Annotated in this window: 15 protein-coding genes; 12 read left to right on the forward strand and 3 right to left on the reverse strand. The window is 73.4% G+C overall.

Features of this window, described 5'->3' with window-relative positions; genetic code table 11:
* Nucleotides 1-17 precede the first annotated feature (17 nt).
* Both M3666_RS10345 and M3666_RS10350 read left to right on the forward strand, forming a co-directional pair.
* The gene (locus M3666_RS10345; protein WP_066657171.1) at nucleotides 18-671 is read left to right on the forward strand and encodes an HAD-IA family hydrolase; all 654 of its coding nucleotides are present in this window, start codon (nucleotides 18-20) and stop codon (nucleotides 669-671) included.
* A gap of 89 nt (nucleotides 672-760) precedes the next feature.
* Nucleotides 761-1,306 (forward strand): type 1 glutamine amidotransferase domain-containing protein, encoded by a 546-nt coding sequence (locus M3666_RS10350; RefSeq protein ID WP_058750492.1) that lies wholly within the window; start codon nucleotides 761-763, stop codon nucleotides 1,304-1,306.
* Between the two features lie 128 nt (nucleotides 1,307-1,434).
* Here the strand turns inward: M3666_RS10350 and M3666_RS10355 are convergent, their stop codons facing one another.
* Complete coding sequence (locus M3666_RS10355) at nucleotides 1,435-1,932, reverse strand: molybdenum cofactor biosysynthesis protein (RefSeq protein WP_251155279.1); 498 nt, start codon at nucleotides 1,930-1,932, stop codon at nucleotides 1,435-1,437.
* 371 nt (nucleotides 1,933-2,303) lie between these two features.
* On the opposite strand from M3666_RS10355, the gene M3666_RS10360 reads away from it, so the two are divergent.
* From M3666_RS10360 to M3666_RS10380, 5 genes are all read left to right on the forward strand, one after another.
* Nucleotides 2,304-3,848 carry a DNA-3-methyladenine glycosylase 2 family protein gene (locus tag M3666_RS10360; protein WP_251155280.1) on the forward strand — a complete coding sequence of 515 codons (1,545 nt, stop codon included), beginning with the start codon at nucleotides 2,304-2,306 and terminating at the stop codon, nucleotides 3,846-3,848.
* Complete coding sequence (locus M3666_RS10365; RefSeq protein ID WP_209684879.1) at nucleotides 3,845-4,363, forward strand: methylated-DNA--[protein]-cysteine S-methyltransferase; 519 nt, start codon at nucleotides 3,845-3,847, stop codon at nucleotides 4,361-4,363. Before M3666_RS10360 ends, M3666_RS10365 begins: the two co-directional genes overlap by 4 nt.
* 213 nt (nucleotides 4,364-4,576) lie before the next feature.
* Entirely contained in the window at nucleotides 4,577-5,434 is an 858-nt protein-coding gene (locus M3666_RS10370; protein ID WP_058729653.1) for an alpha/beta fold hydrolase, read from the forward strand.
* Between the two features lie 82 nt (nucleotides 5,435-5,516).
* The gene (locus tag M3666_RS10375) at nucleotides 5,517-6,389 is read left to right on the forward strand and encodes a hypothetical protein (protein ID WP_081985143.1); all 873 of its coding nucleotides are present in this window, start codon (nucleotides 5,517-5,519) and stop codon (nucleotides 6,387-6,389) included.
* A 377-nt stretch (nucleotides 6,390-6,766) separates the two neighbouring features.
* Complete coding sequence (locus tag M3666_RS10380) at nucleotides 6,767-8,242, forward strand: APC family permease (RefSeq protein WP_251155174.1); 1,476 nt, start codon at nucleotides 6,767-6,769, stop codon at nucleotides 8,240-8,242.
* Between the two features lie 213 nt (nucleotides 8,243-8,455).
* Here M3666_RS10380 and M3666_RS10385 read toward each other — a convergent pair whose 3' ends face one another.
* Nucleotides 8,456-9,331 (reverse strand): LysE family transporter, encoded by an 876-nt coding sequence (locus tag M3666_RS10385; protein WP_251155175.1) that lies wholly within the window; start codon nucleotides 9,329-9,331, stop codon nucleotides 8,456-8,458.
* A 70-nt stretch (nucleotides 9,332-9,401) separates the two neighbouring features.
* Here M3666_RS10385 and M3666_RS10390 point away from each other — a divergent pair, with 70 nt between their 5' ends.
* Entirely contained in the window at nucleotides 9,402-10,322 is a 921-nt protein-coding gene (locus M3666_RS10390) for a LysR family transcriptional regulator ArgP (RefSeq protein ID WP_251155176.1), read from the forward strand.
* Between the two features lie 56 nt (nucleotides 10,323-10,378).
* On the opposite strand, the gene M3666_RS10395 is transcribed toward M3666_RS10390, so the two are convergent.
* Complete coding sequence (locus M3666_RS10395) at nucleotides 10,379-10,924, reverse strand: TetR/AcrR family transcriptional regulator (protein WP_251155177.1); 546 nt, start codon at nucleotides 10,922-10,924, stop codon at nucleotides 10,379-10,381.
* Between the two features lie 133 nt (nucleotides 10,925-11,057).
* Here M3666_RS10395 and M3666_RS10400 point away from each other — a divergent pair, with 133 nt between their 5' ends.
* The 4 genes from M3666_RS10400 (at nucleotide 11,058) to M3666_RS10415 (ending at nucleotide 17,366) form a co-directional block, all read left to right on the forward strand.
* The gene (locus M3666_RS10400) at nucleotides 11,058-12,092 is read left to right on the forward strand and encodes an aldo/keto reductase (RefSeq protein WP_251155178.1); all 1,035 of its coding nucleotides are present in this window, start codon (nucleotides 11,058-11,060) and stop codon (nucleotides 12,090-12,092) included.
* A 490-nt stretch (nucleotides 12,093-12,582) separates the two neighbouring features.
* The gene (locus tag M3666_RS10405; RefSeq protein ID WP_251155179.1) at nucleotides 12,583-14,553 is read left to right on the forward strand and encodes a glycosyltransferase family 2 protein; all 1,971 of its coding nucleotides are present in this window, start codon (nucleotides 12,583-12,585) and stop codon (nucleotides 14,551-14,553) included.
* Nucleotides 14,550-15,290: an HlyD family efflux transporter periplasmic adaptor subunit gene (locus tag M3666_RS10410; RefSeq protein WP_251155180.1), complete on the forward strand. Its 741-nt coding sequence runs from the start codon at nucleotides 14,550-14,552 to the stop codon at nucleotides 15,288-15,290. Before M3666_RS10405 ends, M3666_RS10410 begins: the two co-directional genes overlap by 4 nt.
* 84 nt (nucleotides 15,291-15,374) lie before the next feature.
* On the forward strand, nucleotides 15,375-17,366 hold the full coding sequence (locus M3666_RS10415; RefSeq protein ID WP_251155181.1) for a glycosyl hydrolase: 1,992 nt from the start codon (nucleotides 15,375-15,377) through the stop codon (nucleotides 17,364-17,366).
* Nucleotides 17,367-17,419 lie beyond the last annotated feature (53 nt).

Genomic DNA, 17,419 nt, shown 5'->3' on the forward strand with positions numbered 1-17,419 from the left:
CGGCTAGGGTCGGACGCGTGATCGACGTCGTGGTGTCCGGGGTGCTGTTCGACATGGACGGGACGCTCGTCGACTCGACCGCCGTGGTCGAGGAGGCGTGGAGCCGCTTCGGTGCGGAGCACGGCATCGACCCCACCGACATCCTCGGCTTCTCGCACGGGCGGCAGACGATCGACACCGTGCAGCGCTTCCTGCCGCACCTGGCCCCGGACGAGCAGCGGGCGATCGTCGCGACGATGATCGCCGCCGAGATCGGGTACACCGAGGGCATCGTCGAGGTGCCGGGAGCGGCCGCGTTCGTGCAGCGCCTGCTCGACACCGGTGTGCCGGTCGCCCTCGTCACGAGCGCGCCGCGGGAGCTCGCGGTGGAGCGGATGCGGGCCGCGGGGGTCCCGGTGCCCGAGGCACTCGTGCCCTCGGAGGACGCCGAGCGGAGCAAGCCGCACCCCGAGGGCTACCTGCGTGGTGCCGCGCTGCTCGGGGTGCCGCCGGAGCGGTGCCTGGCGTTCGAGGACGCCCCCGCCGGGGTCGAGGCCGCCGTCGCCTCCGGAGCCACGACCGTCGTCGTCGGGACGCTCGAGGCACCGGTCACCGCAGGGCTGCCGCGCATCACGGGGTACGACGGCATCGAGGTCGTCCGCGAGGGGTCCGCTTTCCGCATCCGGGGCTGAACGTCGGCTCCGGACTGCGAACGTCCCCAGGCCGTCCGGACGACCGTGGACATCGCGCCGGGAGACCCCCGGCAGCGGAAGGAGCGACCATGGCAGCCCTCGACGGCAAGAAGATCCTCGTCATCGCGACGAACTACGGCGTGGAGCAGGACGAGATCGTCGTCCCCACCGACCAGCTCCGCGAGCGCGGTGCCGACGTCACGGTGGCGGCGCAGGAGTCCGGCTCGATCGAGACCCTCGTCGGCGACAAGGACCCGGGCAAGTCGGTCTCCGTCGACACCACCATCGGCAGTGTCAGCGGCGCAGGCGACTACGACGCACTCGTCGTCCCCGGTGGCACCATCAACGCGGACACCATCCGCCAGGACTCGGACGCGGTCGCACTCGTGAAGGCCTTCGCCGAGGCGGGCAAGCCCGTCGCCGCGATCTGCCACGGCCCGTGGACCCTCATCGAGGCCGGTGTGCTGCAGGGCAAGACCATCACCTCGTTCCCCTCGCTGCAGACCGACGTGCGCAACGCCGGCGCCGAGTGGGTCGACCAGGAGGTCCAGGTCGACGGCGGCCTGATCACGTCGCGCAACCCCGACGACCTGCCGGCGTTCGTCGACGCGATCGAGCAGGCGCTCACCGCCTGACCCGCTCGCACCACGCACCATGGGCGGCACCTCGCAGGGCTACGGCGCTGCGAAGTGCCGCCCACGGTGCGTTCCCCGGAACGGCCGGAACGGCCGGAACGGGCGGGAGCGCCGGGCACACCCGTCCGTCAGAGCGCGACGGGGCGCGCCGTGCGGAGCACCGCGGGCCCGAGGGTGAGCACGCCGTCGGACTCCGGGTCGCAGCGAACCCCGCCCAGACCGCGCATCGCCCGGAACGCGCCGGGAGCCACCTCGTGGTCCATCCAGGCGCACGGGTTCGCCGGCCGGTACCCGCGGAAGGACACCGGACCGCCGGACCCCGGGCTCTCGAGCGAGAACGGCGAACCCCGGAGTGCCTCGACGTCGGCACCCCGCAGGTACACGTTGCGCCGGGTCGCCGCGGGGTCGACGGGGGCACCCACCGCCTCGGCCACGGCGTCGAGCCCCTCGAGACCGATCACCGTGACGGTGGCGTGCACGTGCGCCCGTGCGGCGAAGTAGCGGTCACCGACGATGCCGAGTCCCGCCCGGAGCTCGATCCGGTCGCGGAGCTCCGGGCCCGCGGCCGGCAGCGCCCCGTCCGCCGGGCGCCCCTCGTAGCGGTGGTGCGGGGAGACGAGCAGCATCGCGACCTCGACGTCGGTGCGGAAGGGCAGGTCGCCGGGGCCGGCCACGTCGTCGACGGAGGTCACGGCGCCCACGGTAGTCGTGCCTCCCGGCCGGCACCGCTGCCCCGCTGCCGTGGTGAGACGCCGGCGTGCGCGCGAGACGCCGCGAAGGTTGTGAGACGCGGCCGGATCCCGCGGCGTCTCGGAGCGAACGGTGCGTCTCGACGCGACGCCGCCGTCTCGACACAACCGCCGACCGCCGGTGCACACCGCCGCCCCGCTGCCGTGTCCGATTCCCGCCAGTACCTGTCGGGGGCCCGTGCCAGGCTGACCGCGTGACGAACCCCGCACCCGGCACGGAGCCGCAGCCCGACGCGCAGCCCGACGAGCTGCACGCCGAGCGCCACCGCGCCGTCGCCTCCCGCGACGCCCGGTTCGACGGCCAGTTCGTCACCGCCGTGCACTCCACCGGCATCTACTGCCGCCCGAGCTGTCCCGCCCGGACCCCGCGCGCCGAGGGCGTCACGTTCTACCGCACGAGTGCCGCCGCCCACCTCGCCGGCTTCCGCGCGTGCAAGCGCTGCCTGCCCGAGGCGACGCCGGGCAGCCCGGAGTGGGACCTCCGTGAGGACGTCGCCGGCCGTGCCGTCCGACTCGTCCTCGACGGCGTCGTCGAGCGCGAGGGGGTGCCCGGCCTGGCCGCCCGCGTCGGGTACTCCGAGCGGCAGCTGGGCCGGATCATGACCGAGGAGCTCGGGGCCGGACCGAAGGCCCTCAGCCGGGCGCACCGTGCACAGACCGCGCGGACGCTCCTGACCTCGTCGGACCTGCCGGTGGCCGACGTCGCGTTCGCCTCCGGCTTCACGAGCGTCCGGCAGTTCAACGACACCGTGCGCGAGGTCTTCGCCCTCACCCCCTCCGAGCTCCGCGCGCGCCGGACCGACCGCCCGGCGTCGGCCGACGACGGCTGGCTGCACGTCCACCTCCCCGCCCGCGCGCCCTTCGACCTGCAGGGCCTGCTCGACTGGCACGCGCTCCACGCGCTGCCGGGGCTGGAGCACGTCGAGCGGGACGCCTCGGGCCGCGTCACGGCCTACGGTCGCCTCGTCGCCCTGCCGGGAGGCCCGGCCCGCTTCACCGCCTCGGCCCCCGCCACCGACGGGGTCGGCAGGGGCGCGGGGCGCGTCGGGGTCGCCCTGCGCGTCCGGCTCACGACGCTCTCCGACCTGCCGACCCTCGTGGCGCGGGTGCGGGCCCTGTTCGACCTCGACGCCGACCCCGAGGCGGTCGACGCCGTCCTCGCCACGGACCCCGTCCTCGCCCCGGCGGTCGCCCGGGTCCCCGGCATCCGCCTCCCCGGCGCCGTCGACGCACACGAGGTCGTGTTCCGCACCCTGATCGGGCAGCAGGTCTCCGTGGCCGCCGCCCGCACCGCACAGACCCGGCTCGTCGCAGCCCTCGGGGAGTCGGTCGACCCGGGGCTGGCCGAGGACGGGCTGCTGTTCCCGACCGCGACGACGATCGCGACCCGCGGGCACGAGGTCCTGCGGGGACCCGCGGCACGGGTGGACACGATCCTGCGCGTCGCGGCGGCGCTCGCCGACGGGTCGCTCGTCGTCGACGCGGGACAGTCCCTCGCGGAGCTGCGCGCCGGGCTCCTGGCGGTGAAGGGCATCGGGCCGTGGACGGCGGACTACGTGGCCCTGCGGGTCCGGCACCACCCGGACGTGTTCCTGCACAGCGACCTCGCCGTGCGGAACGGTGCACAGGAACTCGGACTGCCCGGTGGCGCCCGCGAGCTCTCCCTACGGTCGGAGCAGGTGGCGCCGTGGCGGAGCTACCTGACGATGCACTGCTGGCGTCCGATCGTCGACCGCGCGAGCGCGACGGCGGAGGCAGCAGCGGCGACGGACCACCAGGAGGAGACAGCATGACCGAGCCCACGACGACCATCCAGACGCTCGACACCCCCGACGGCCCCTTCACGGTGCTCGAGGACGACGAGGGGTACGTGCTCGCGTCGGGGTGGACCGACGACTCCGCACGGTTGCTCGCGCGGCTGGCTGACCGGCACCGCCCACGACGGCTGACCGACGGCCGGGTGCGTGCGGCCGAGGCGGTCGAGGCCTTCTACGCCGGCGAGGTCGAGGCGGCGATGCGGGTCCCGGTCCGGCAGCACGGCACCGACCTGTTCGCCGAGGGCTGGCGGCAGCTCCGCGCGATCCCGGCCGGCACCGTCCTGACGTACACCGAGCTCGCGGCGGCCATGGGGCGACCGGACGCCGTCCGCGCGGCTGCGAGCGTCTGCGCGCGGAACGCCCCGGCGCTCTTCGTGCCGTGTCACCGGGTGCTGCGGTCCGACGGGACGCTCGGCGGCTTCGCGTGGGGGCTCGACGTCAAGCGCTCCCTGCTCGAGCGCGAGTCGGTCGGCGTGACCGCGCTCGCCTGAGCCGCTCCGTGCGCGGGAACCGAGCGGCGACCGAGCGGGAACCGAGCGGCGATCGAGCAGGGTCGACCGAGCAGAGTGCACAGGGAACGTGGAGCGCTCCCCCTGGTTGCGGGTGGTGACGCTCACGGTCCGGACTGTCATGCTCTGGGTACCGACCCGCACGGTCCCTCCGCAGGACCCGACGCAGCGCCGTCGCGCACCTCGGAAGGACCCATGCCCCCCGACCAGCACGCCCCGCCCGGACAGCAGCCGGGGGACCCCGCGCACGTCGACCGCACGGTCGTGTCCGCGGACGGCACACCGCTCGCGGTCGCCGAGAGCGGCTCCGGGCCCGCCCTGGTGCTGGTCGGCGGCGCCTGGGACCACCACGGCAGCCCGGCGGTCGACCGGATGGTCGCGGCCCTCAGCGACCGCTACCGTGTCGTCACCTACGACCGGCGGGGTCGGGGTGCGAGCGGGGACACCGCGCCGTGGTCGGTCGAGCGCGAGGTCGAGGACCTGGCGGCGGTCGCGGCGTCCGTCGACGGCCCGGCCGACGCGGTGGGGTGGTGCGTCGGTGCAGGGGTGGTGCTGCGTGGCCTCGCCGCCGGCGTGCCGTTCGGGCGCGCGGTGCTCTGGGAGCCGCCGTACCGCGCCACGGTCGACCCGCAGGGCGACGACGTGCTGTTCGCGGACTTCCTCGACGGGCACGTCGCGGCCGGACGCCGGGCGCAGGCGGTGCGGGCCTTCCTGTCCCGCGTGCTCGGCATCCCGATCCCGCACATCACCGCGGCGCGCCTGAAGCCCGGACTGTGGCGGTCGCTCCTGGCCGACGCACACGTGCTCTCCCGGGACGTCCGGGTGCTCAACGGCCTCTCCGTCCCCGAGCGGGTGGCGGCGTCGGTCGGCGTCCCGGTGCTCGTGGCCTCGGGCGACGGCGGCGCCGAGTGGATGCGGCAGGCCTCGGTCGCGCTGGCCGAGGCGGTGCCCGGCTCGCGGCACCTCGTCGTCCCCGGTCAGGGGCACGTGCCGGAGCCGAAGGTGCTGCGGCACCTGGTCGACCGGTTCGTCGGGCTGCCCGCGCCCGAGTGACGTGCGCGCCCGGAGCCGCTGCGGTCGGTCGTCACCGGCCGACGCGGGAGGGTGGGCATCGCGGGTGCGAGAGGATGGAGGCGTGACTGCTCCCCGCCTCGGCCTGCTGCTCGACGTCGACGGACCCATCGCCAGCCCGGTGACCCGGACGATCGCGATCCCCTCGATCGTGGCGGACCTCGTCGCGCTCGCCGCCGAGGGCGTCCCGATCGTCTTCAACACCGGCCGCAGCGACGCGTTCATCCGCGAGCAGGTCGTCGGTCCGCTGATCGCCGGAGGGCTCGCGGAGGGCGGCCGGGTGCACGCGGTGTGCGAGAAGGGTGCCGTCTGGTGCTCGATCGGCCCGCAGTACGAGGGCGGGATGAGCGACCTGGTGATCGCCGAGGACCTCGCGCTCCCGCGGGACTTCGCCGACGAGATGCGCGACCTCGTCCGTGACGAGTACGCCGACCTGGTGTTCTTCGACGAGACGAAGCACGCGATGGTCTCGATCGAGCAGCGCGTCGAGGTGCCGAACGCCGCGTACCTCGCCCGCCAGGCCGAGTTCGACGCGAAGGCGATGGCGGCGCTGGAGCGGCGCGGGCTCGGTGTCCGCCGGCTCGACGACGTCCGACCGGACGCCGACGGCGCGGTGCAGTGGCGCGTCGACCCGACGATCATCTCCACCGACGTCGAGTCCGACCGGTCCGGCAAGGACATGGGTGCCGAGCGAGCCCTCGAGCTGCTCGCGCAGGACGGGGAGCTGCCGGTGACCTGGCGGACCGTCGGCGACTCTCGCAGCGACTACGCGATGGCGGACTGGTTGCACGCCAACGGGCACGACGTCGCGCACGTGGACGTCCGGCCGGCGGACGGGGTGCCGGCGACGCCGTACCCGGTGCTCACCGCGGACGACGGCGTGATCCACGACGAGGCGGGCGCGCGCTTCCTGGCCGACTGGCGCCGCGGCGCCTGAGCCGCCCCGCGTTCGGGCGGGCCTCCCGCGCCGGACCCCCCCCGAGCCTCCAGGCCGATGCCGCGATGCCGCGTCTGCACGGGTGCCCGGGTGCCGAGACGCCGGCGTCTGCACCAGACGCCCTGAGTGCCTCGAGACGGTCCCGGATCCGGCGGTGTCTCGACGCGTCGACGGCGTCTCGCCGGGACGCCGTCGTCTCGCACCCCACGCCGTCTCGCCCGGACGCCAGCGCCGCCCTCGCCCGGACGCCAGCGCCGCGCACCGTCCGGACGGCTGGTGCTGCTGGCCCCGTGTCCCGGGGCGACACCGTTTGCGAGCCGGGGTGGTACACCAGTACCCTCACGGGGTCCATCGCCAGCCGTTCGACGGGAACCCCCATGGCATCACCGCTCCGCATCAAGTCGATCGAGGCCTCCCTCGCCGACTCCGAGGAGGCGGGCCGCTCGCTCAAGCGGTCCCTCAAGACGTTCGACATCGCCGCGATGGGCATCGCGGTCGCCGTCGGCGCCGGCATCTTCTCGGTCGGCGCGAACGCCGCCGCGAACTTCGCCGGCCCGAGCGTCATCATCTCGTTCCTGCTCGCAGCCGTCACGTGCGGCCTGGCGATCATGTGCTATGCCGAGTTCGCCTCGACCATCCCGGTCGCCGGCTCCGCGTACACGTTCACGTACGCCACGATGGGCGAGCTGCTCGCGTGGATCGTCGGGTGGGACCTCATCCTCGAGACCCTGACCGCGAGCGCCGTCATCGCGAAGTACTGGGGCATCTACCTGAGCACCGCGTTCGGGGTCTTCGGCATCGACCTCCCCGACACGATCCAGCTCGGCCCGATCGGCTTCACGTGGGGCCCGGTCCTCATCGTCGGCGTCTTCACGCTGCTGCTCGCGTTCGGCACCCGCCTGTCGTCCCGCGTCTCCGCCGTCATCACGATCATCAAGGTCGCGATCGTCGTCTTCGTCATCGTCGCCGGGGCGTTCTTCGTCAAGGCCGCGAACTTCGCCCCGTTCGTCCCGCCGGCGGAGCCGTCCAAGGGCGCGGAGGGCGGTGTGCTGACCCAGTCGCTCGTGTCCTTCGTGACCGGTCAGGCCCCGGCGCAGTACGGCGTGTTCGGCCTGCTCGCCGCGGCCTCGCTCGTGTTCTTCGCCTTCATCGGTTTCGACGTCGTGGCGACGAGCGCCGAGGAGACCGAGAACCCGCAGAGGACCCTGCCCCGAGGCATCTTCATCGGCCTCGGCATCGTCACGCTGCTCTACATCGGCGTCAGCATCGTCATCACGGGCATGGTCTCCTACCAGCGGCTCGCCGACGAGGAAGCGCCGTCCCTCGCCTCCGCCTTCGACATCGTCGGACTGCCGTGGGCCGCGGGCATCATCGCGATCGGCTCGCTCATCGGCCTGACCACCGTGGTGATGGTCCTGCTGCTCGGCCTGTCCCGCATCGTCTTCTCGATGAGCCGCGACGGTCTGCTGCCCCGCTGGTTCTCGAAGACGAACCCGAAGACGCAGACCCCGGTGCGGGTGCAGGTCGTCGCCGGTGTCGTCGTCGCGTTCATCGCCGGGTTCACCGCCGTCGAGCGCCTCGAGGGCATGATCAACATCGGCACGCTCTCGGCGTTCGTGCTCGTGTCGATCGGCATCGTGGTGCTGCGCAAGACTCGCCCGGACGCACCGCGAGCCTTCCGGGTGCCGTGGGTGCCGGTCCTGCCGATCCTCTCCGCGGTGCTGTGCTTCTGGCTCATGCTCAACCTCGAGGTCGAGACCTGGCTGCGCTTCATCGCCTGGCTGGCGATAGGGTTCGCGATCTACTTCGGGTACAGCCGACGCAACAGCCGGGTGGGCAAGGGCCTGCAGTAGCGGGCGGCGGCGGCGGCCTCGCCGCGCGCGCAACGGGAAGCACCTCGCGCCACGGATCGCCGTGGCGCGAGGTGCTTCTGGTTGTGCCGGAGCAGCCCGCGCCGCCGCCCGCCGCCCGCCGCCCGCGCCACCGCCCGCCCGCGCCGCCGCCCGCCGCCCGCAGCCCGTGCCGCCGCCCGCCGTGCCGGATGCCGCGCGCCCGCGCCGCGGCAACTACGCCCCGACGGCGAGCGCGACGCCGAACGACAGCATCACGACGGCGACGAGCCCGTCGAAGACCCGCCACGTGAGCGGCTTCGCGAACAGCGGTCGGAGCAGTCGTCCCCCGAACCCGAGTGCGCCGAACCAGAGGCAGCTCGCGGCGACCGCGCCGACGGTCCACCACCAGCGGTCGTCGACGCCCTGCTGGTTCGCCACCGAACCGAGGAACACGAGGGTGTCGAGGTACACGTGCGGGTTCGCCCACGTGAACACGAGCATCGTCGCGACCGCCGCACCGAGGGTCGGGACGGCGCGTGCTGCGGAGGCGACTCGCGTCGCGACCGCGGGTGTCGTGGTCCGGCCGGGAGGCTCCTCCGCACTCCGTCCCGCAGCCCCGCCCCCGCCGTCGGGAACGACGGTGTCGTCGGCCCGCCGCGCGGCTCGGCCCGCGGCCGGTCCGGGGTCACCAGCCGCCTGCGCGACCGTCTCGGACGAGGCCGTCGCAGGCGCCGCGACCGCCGTGGGCGCGACCGTCATCGGCGCCACCACGCCGTCGTCCGCCGCCTCCTGCTCGACGGCCATGGCCTCCCCGGTGGGACGGAACGCCCGGCGGGCCGCGAACACCCCGTACACCACGAGGAACGCCGCGCCCACGAACCGCACCACCACGAGCGCGACGGGGAACCGCTCGACGACGACCCCGACGCCGAGCACCCCGGCGACGATGAGCACCGCGTCGGACACCGCACAGACGGCGACCGCGGCGGCGACGACCCGCACGGGGGCGCTGACCGCGAGCCGGAGCAGGTACGCGTTCTGCACCCCGATCGCGACGATCAGGGCGAGGCCGGTGCCGAGGCCGGCGAACAGGGGGAGGAGGACGGTCACGGTCTCGACGGTAGGAGCGACCCTCGGTGCAGTCCAGCTCACGTTCCTGAAGGTCCGTAAGCTCTGCTGCATGCTCCGTCTGCAACGGGACCACCTCGAGACGCTCCTCGCCGCCGTCGACCACGGCACGTTCGACGCTGCGGCCCGCGCCCTCGCGATCACCCCGTCCGCGGTGTCGCAGCGCATCAAGGCGATGGAGCAGCAGCTCGGCCGGGTGCTGCTCCAGCGGACGACACCGGTCGCGCCCACCGCCGACGGTGCGGTCGTGCTCCGGCACGCACGGCAGGCCCGGCTCCTCGAGGACGAGACCGCCCGGGCGCTCGGCGCGGTCGGGCATGCGGACGCGCCCGTCGTGCCGTCGATCCCGCTCGCCGTGAACGCGGACACGCTCGGCACGTGGTTCCTCGACGCCCTCGCGCTCGTCCGAGCCGACACCGAGGTCGTGTTCGACCTGCACCGCGAGGACCAGGACCGCACCGCCGAGCTCCTCCGTGCGGGCACCGTGATGGCCGCGGTCACCGCCGAGGCCGACCCGGTGCAGGGCTGCTCGTCGGTGGCACTCGGGGTCGACCGCTACCGGGCCGTCGCCGCGCCTGCCTTCGTCGACCGGTACCTCGCCGGTGCGGTGTCCGAGCGGCAGATGACCGCACGGCTCGACGCGGTCCCGCTCGTCGACTACGACCGCGACGACGACCTGCAGCAGGGGTACCTCCGCCGGGTCCTCGGGCACGCCCCTCGCGGGCCGCGGCACTTCGTCCCGACGTCGGCAGACTTCGCGCGCGCGGTGTCGCTCGGCTTCGGGTGGGGGATGCTGCCGGAGGCCCAGTGCCTCGACGGCCTGCGCAGCGGAGCACTCGTCGAGCTCACGCCGGGGCGTCGGGCGGACGTGGCGCTGTGGTGGCAGCGGTGGAACCTGGCGTCACCGCTGCTCGAACGGGTGACCGAGGCCGTGCGGGCGACCGCGCACGAGCGACTGCACCAGCCCGGCTGACCGCGGACGCTCTCCGCCCCGCCCAGCGGGTTGCGGACCCCGCCCGCGGTGCCGGATCAGACGGTCGCCCGCCAGCGCAGCCCGTCGACGAGCAGTCCGACCAGCTGCTGGCTCTGCTCGGTCGTCGGCGCCCCGTGGCAGAGGTCGGCGACCGCGCGGAGCAGCTGCGTGGCGCCGATGTCGTTGCGGATGGTCCCCGCTGCCGAGGCCGCGTCGAGCAGTCCGGTCAGCGCCCCGCCGAGTCGACCGATGAACCAGGGGTGCAGTCCCTCGAACGCCGGGTCACCGGACTGGAGCGCCGCAGCGAGCCCGCGCTTCGTCGCGACGAACCCGGTGAACCGCTGGAGCCAGAGCGCGAGGGCGTCGTCCGGCTCGTGGTGGTCGGCGAGGTCCGCGGCGGCGTCGGCGCACTCCTCGACGGCCTGCTGGAACACCGCCACCACCAGGTCGGAGCGCTGCGGGAAGTGGCGGTACAGCGTGCCGACACCGACGCCGGCGAGGTCGGCGATCACCCTGGCGGGAGCGTCGACGCCCTGGTCGGCGAACACCTGACGGGCAGCGTCGACGAGGGCGTCGAGATTGCGGCGGGCATCGGCGCGCACGGTTCCTCCGAACGGGGTCGCGGTGAGGGCTTGCGGAAACGGAACAGCTTTCCGTATCGTTGCGGAAGAGCGTTCCGCTTCGAGCCAGCCTACGACGACCGGCCTCGGGACGCCACCGACAGGAGACACCACCATGCAGTACCGCACCCTCGGCCGCACCGGCATCCAGGTCAGCCCCTTCGCGCTCGGCGCCATGATGCTCGGCACCGACGGTCGCATCGGCAACGGCGACGAGCAGGACTCCATCCGCATCGTGCACCGCGCGCTCGACGCCGGCATCAACATCATCGACACCGCCGACCGCTACTCGCAGGGCGGGTCCGAGGTGCTCGTCGGCAAGGCGATCAAGGGCCGGCGCGACGACGTCGTCCTCGCCACGAAGTTCAACGGTCCGATGGGGGACGACCCGAACCGGCGCGGCAACTCCCGCCGCTGGATCACCACGGCGGTCGAGGACTCGCTCCGACGCCTGCAGACCGACCACATCGACCTCTACCAGGCACACCGTCCCGACGACACCGTGGACCTCGAGGAGACCCTGTCCGCACTCACCGACCTCGTCCGGAGCGGCAAGGTGCGTGCGATCGGCTCGTCGGACTTCCCCGCATCGATGCAGGTCGAGGCGCAGTGGACCTCCGAGCGTCGCGGTCTCGAGCGCTTCCGGTCCGAGCAGCCGACCTACTCGATCCTCAGCCGGGGCATCGAGCGCGAGGTCCTGCCGGTCGCCCAGCGCTACGGCATGGGGGCGCTGGTGTGGAGTCCGCTCGCCGGCGGCATGCTGACCGGGCGCTTCCGTCGGGGACAGCAGAACGACCTGTCGCGGGCGGGCATGTTCCGCCACGACCAGGACGACCGGCGGATCGACGCCGTGGAGCAGGTCGTCGCCCTCGCCGAGGAGACCGGCATCCCCACCACCCACCTCGCCCTCGCGTTCGCGATCGCCCACCCCGGCGTGACGAGCGCGCTGATCGGGCCGCGGTCGGTGGAACAACTCGACGACCTGCTGGCGGCGGCGGACGTCGCACTCTCCGACGAGGTGCTCGACCGCATCGACGCGATCGTCCCGCCGGGCACCGACGTCACGCGGCTCGACCAGCAGTACCAGCCGCCCGCGCTCCTGCGACCCGAGCTCCGCCGTCGTCCGGCCGCCGAGCGCTCCGCCGCCTGACGCCCCCTCGCCCTCCGCAGGACGCAACCCCGGCGGTTGCTCGCAGCGCTGTACCGCTGCGAGCAGCCGCCCTCGTTGCGTCTCGCGAAAGAGCGAGAGAGCGAGAGAGCGAGAGAGCGACCGAGCGGGGGAGCAGGGGAGTGTCGGCGCCCCCACCCGATCCCGCAACGCGGTGATGCGGGAAACCGCAAGAAGCAGCGGGGTCCTGCGGGATTCACACGACGGACACCCGAGCGCGTCGAGCGGGTCGTAGTGTCGCACTCGACCGACGGCACGGGCCGTCGTCGCACGACCGCTCTCGACACACCGAACACCGCGACCGCACCCTCGGTCGCGACCTCCCCGGCGCAGGATCCCTGGTCCCTCGCCGAGCCGGACCCATCCCGACGGTCCGGGCCCATGTCGCCACAGTCGCCGACGCCCGTCTCGCGACCCGTCGGCGTCCCTGCCTGCGGGCCGCGAGCTTCTCCCGACCCGACAGGAGATCCTCATGTCCGCACCAACGGACGTCCGTCGCGCACGCCCGGACGCCAGCACCCCGCAGTACCGCCGGAGCGCCCCGCCGCAGTCCCCGGACGCGGCCCAGCCCGTCCAACCGCAGCAGACGGAACTGCTCCAGCAGCCCCGACTGCTCCAGCAGCAGGCGCTCCCGCCGCAGCCGCTCCCCCAGCCGCTCACCCCGCGTGACCGCGAGCGCGCCCGTCGACGCCGGCAGGCCGAGCAGGTCGGGCACGTGCGACCCCGCTCCGAGAGCCGCGCGCACAGCCCCGTCATGGTGCTCATCGTGCTCGTCGCGACCCTCGGCGTGATGGCCTACGCGGTGTTCCTCCTCGACCCCGCGAACCGCGGCGACTTCCTGCCGTACGGCCTGGTGATCGTGGCGGAGAGCGTGCTGGTCGGCCAGGCGCTGCTGTCGATGTGGACGATCCTGTCCGGCGGTGCCGACCCGCGGGACTTCGCGTTCCACCACACGCAGGACACCCTGTTCGACCGGGACACGATCGAGCGCGACGGGCTCACCGACCAGCCCCACCGCTGGCCGATGCACGTGCGGGGCCGTCAGGTCGAGGTCGACGTCTTCATCACCGTCTACGGCGAGGAACTGTCCAAGATCGCCGCCACCGTGCGGGCAGCGGTCGCGATGCGCGGCGAGCACCGCACGTGGGTGCTCGACGACGGCCGGAGCGACGAGGTCCAGGCGCTCGCCGCCCGGCTCGGCGCGCGGTACGTCCGCCGGCTGTCGTCGCACGGTGCCAAGGCCGGCAACATCAACCACGCCCTGACCCTCGCCAAGGGCGACTACTACGCCGTGTTCGACGCCGACTTCGTCCCGGAGCCGGAGTTCCTGTTCGAGACCGTGCCGTTCTTCGCGGACGACACCATCGCGTTCGTGCAGACGCCCCAGACCTACGGCAACCTGCACAACCTGGTGTCCCGCGGCGCCGGGTACATGCAGACCGTCTTCTACAAGTTCATCCAGCCAGGCCGGAACCGCTTCAACGCGGCGTTCTGCGTCGGCACGAACGTCATCTTCCGCCGCAGCGCGATCGACGACATCGGCGGCATGCACACCGACTCGAAGTCCGAGGACGTCTGGACCAGCCTGATGCTGCACGAGCGCGGGTGGAAGTCGGTCTTCATCCCGATGACCCTCGCCGTCGGCGACGCTCCCGAGACCATCGAGGGCTTCACGAAGCAGCAGCTGCGCTGGGCGACCGGCGGGTTCGAGATCCTGCTGACGCACTTCCCGTTCAACCCGAAGCACCGCCTGACGATGGACCAGCGCCTGCAGTACCTGGTGACGGCGAGCTTCTACCTGACGGGCATCGTCCCCGGGCTCCTGCTCCTCGTGCCGCCGCTCGAGATCTTCTTCGACCTCCGCCCGATGAACCTGTCGATCGGTGCGGGCGAGTGGGTGCTGTTCTACCTCGGGTTCTACCTCATGCAGGTGGTGCTGGCCTTCTACGCGCTCGGCTCGTTCCGCTACGAGACGCTCCTGCTCGCGGCGGTGTCCTTCCCGATCTACGCGAGCGCGCTCTGGAACGTGCTGTGCGGCAAGGAGCAGGCCTGGCACGTCACCGGTGCCGACCGCGGACGGACACCCTCACCGTTCAACTTCATCGTGCCGCAGGTGCTCGTCTTCGTGTTCCTCACCCTGACCAGCGTGGTCGCGGTCTGGCGGGACACCGGCAACGGGCAGTTCACGCTCGCCACCGCGTGGAACATCACGAACACGCTGGTCTTCGCCGCGTTCATCGTCGCGGCGTTCCGTGAGCAGGCCCGCAACCGCGTGGCCGACCGGCAGCGCGCTCGCGGCGAGGCCGTCCGACCGGCCGCACCGCTGGTGCAGGCCCCGGTCAGCCCCGTGCGGACGACCGTCGTCCGCCCCGACACCCTCGAACCCCAGCGCGCCGCGATCGCCGGCGTCGCGATGCAGATGCAGGACGGACCCCGCGCATGACCTGGACCAACCGACTCCGACTCTTCGGCGGCCTCGTCGTCGTCCTGGTGATCGTCGCCGCGTGCACCCTCGTGTTCAACCAGCGTCAGAGCGCCGTGGCGAGCACCTCGGCGGCCATCGCCGCGCAGGAGTACGCCGTCGGCACCGACTACGGCGGGACCGTCACCGAGGAGTACGTCCAGGAGGGCGACTCCGTCATCAAGGGCGAGAAGCTCCTGCAGGTGCAGAGCCTGCAGCTGGCGCAGGACATCCGGAAGGGCGTCGTCGGCGCGGACACGCAGACGAGCGCGTACGACATCGGCGAGGACGGCTTCATCACGTTCAAGGCCGAGGTCTCGGGCACCGTGGCGAAGATCGACGTGAAGACCGGCGGGTACGTGCAGGCCGGTTCCGAGCTCGGCACCATCCACAAGGAGGACAGCCTCTTCGTCACCTCGGAGTTCACCGTCACCGCGCGCGACTACGGGCGCATCCGGAACGGTGCCGAGGTCGAGCTCCGCCTGCCGGACGACCGCACCATCACCGGCACCGTGAAGAGCGTCAGCGTGGAGACGAACGACGACGGCCGGGCGAAGACCACCGTCGACGTCGAGAGCCCCGAGCTGTCGGCCTCGCCGTCGTCGGGCATCACGAGCCCGGGCACGCCCGTCGACGCGACCCTGCACCTGCGCGACGACGGCACGCTGGCGGGCGTCACCGACGCCGTCCGCGACTTCTCGCGCCAGATCGGGCTGTAGCCGGTGCGGCACCACCTGCACCCCGGCCGCCGCCCTGCGGGCGCACGCCGGGCCTCCCGGTCGACGCTCCTGGTCGTCCCCCTGGTGACGTCCGTCGCCCTGCTGCTCGCTGCGTGCACCGGGACGGGAGGCACGGACCACCCGACCCCGTCGGCCACCCCGACCGACGCGGCGGCCCAGGCACGCGCGGTCGCCGCCCTGGGCGACGTCGCGTCGTCGACGGTGGGCACGATGCGCCTGGCCGAGGGACTGACCCCGCCGACGAACCGGTGGTTCTCCGGCCTGGTGTTCGGCGACGCACCCCAGCCGGTGTTCCCGACGCCGATCTCGTGGCAGGTCACCGACCACGGCTTCGCAGCCGGACTGCCCGACGTGACCGCGACCGAGAAGACCATCGCCGGCGGCGCCGTACCGCAGGTCGGCTTCGACCTCGGCGCGACGAGCACGCTCGTGTCGGCGTACGACGCGGTGTCGGTGACCGTCGAGCACCGCGACGGCGACACCGTGCTCGGGCACTCGGTCGTCGCCGAGGGGTCGCCCCTCGTGACCTACACCGCCGACCGCGACCAGACGCTGACCGGCACCTCGCCGCTCGACCCGACCGGCGACGGCACGGCGACGATGTCCGGCGGCGGTCGCACCTGGCAGGTCGTCGTGCACAATGGCTCGGTCGCCGCGTCCGGCGTGCGCCTGCGCAGGGGCGGGTCGGTCGTGCTCCTGCCGACACCGGACGGCGCGTCGTCGTCCGAGGTCTCCCGGCTCGTCGCGGCCGCACGGCCGCTCTCCGGCTCGTCGCTGGAGCGCAGCGCGTCCGGTGGTTCCCAGCGCACCACGCTGTCGTACGACTTCGACGGCGGTGCCGGGGTGCTCGTGCCGCAGCCTGGCCAGGGCACCCACGGGCTGACGTGCACCGACCTGCGGGTCGCGACCCTGACGGGTCCCGCGCCGGTCTGCACCGGGACGGCGCTGCGCTTCGACGCCGACACCGTCGAGCCGTCCGACCGGCTCGACCTGTCCGGCCTGTCCGACGGTCAGCGGGACACCCTGGCCGCACAGGTCCGGCAGGACGCCGCCGGGGTCGACGCCTCGTCGTACGCGGCCGACTCGTACGGCGGCGGCAAGGACCTGTACCGCGTCGCCACGCTGTACCGGCTCGCCGTCGCGCTCGGGCTCGACGACCAGGCCGCGGCGCTGAAGACGTCCGTCGTCGCGGAGCTCGACCAGTGGTTCGACCCGGCGGGCTGCGGCGGGAGGACCGCGCGGTGCTTCGCCTACGACCCCGAGGTCCACGGGCTCGTCGGCCAGGAGGCGTCGTTCGGCTCTGACGAGTTCAACGACCACCACTTCCACTACGGGTACGTGCTGTCCGCCGCTGCGATGGTGGCCGACGGTGACGCGTCCCTCGTGCGGAAGTGGCGCACCGTCGCGGACCTCGTCGCCGCGGACATCGCCTCGCCGACCGCGACGGAGTCGTTCCCCGCGCTCCGCGTCTACGACCCGTACGCGCAGCACTCCTGGGCGTCCGGCTACTCGCCCTTCGCCGACGGCAACAACCAGGAGTCGTCGTCCGAGGCGGTGTCCGCGTGGAACGGCCTGGCCCGCTGGGGCGCCGTGTCCGGGTCGACCTCGCTCGAGTCCACCGGCACCTGGCTGCTGTCGAACGAGGCCGCCTCGGCGCAGCGCGACGTGCTCGACCCGGACCTGTCGGCGTTCCCGGGCTTCACGCACCGGGTCGTCTCGCTGACCTGGGGCGGCAAGCGCGACCACGCGACGTGGTTCAGCGCGGCGGCCGCGGCGCCGGCGGGCATCGAGCTCATCCCGATGCCCGCGATGGCGGCGGAGTACGTCGACGCGGGCGGCCGGCAGCAGATCGGGCGGGTGCTCGACGAGGCCGTGCCGGACGGTCGCTACGACGTCCAGTTCGGCGACTACCTGCTCATGTACCGGGCGCTCGGCGGGAAGGCCGACGCGGCGGCAGCCCTGCGCGACGCGGAACGGCTGCCGGACGCGGTGATCGACTCGGCGAACACGCGGTCGTACCTGCTCGCGTGGATCATGACCCAGGGTCGGGCGTAGCGGCCCGTGCCCCGCACGAGCCCGACGGGCGGCACGACGGTCCACCGACCGCG

The organism is Curtobacterium sp. ODYSSEY 48 V2 (assembly GCF_023712625.1).
GTDB lineage: Bacteria > Actinomycetota > Actinomycetes > Actinomycetales > Microbacteriaceae > Curtobacterium.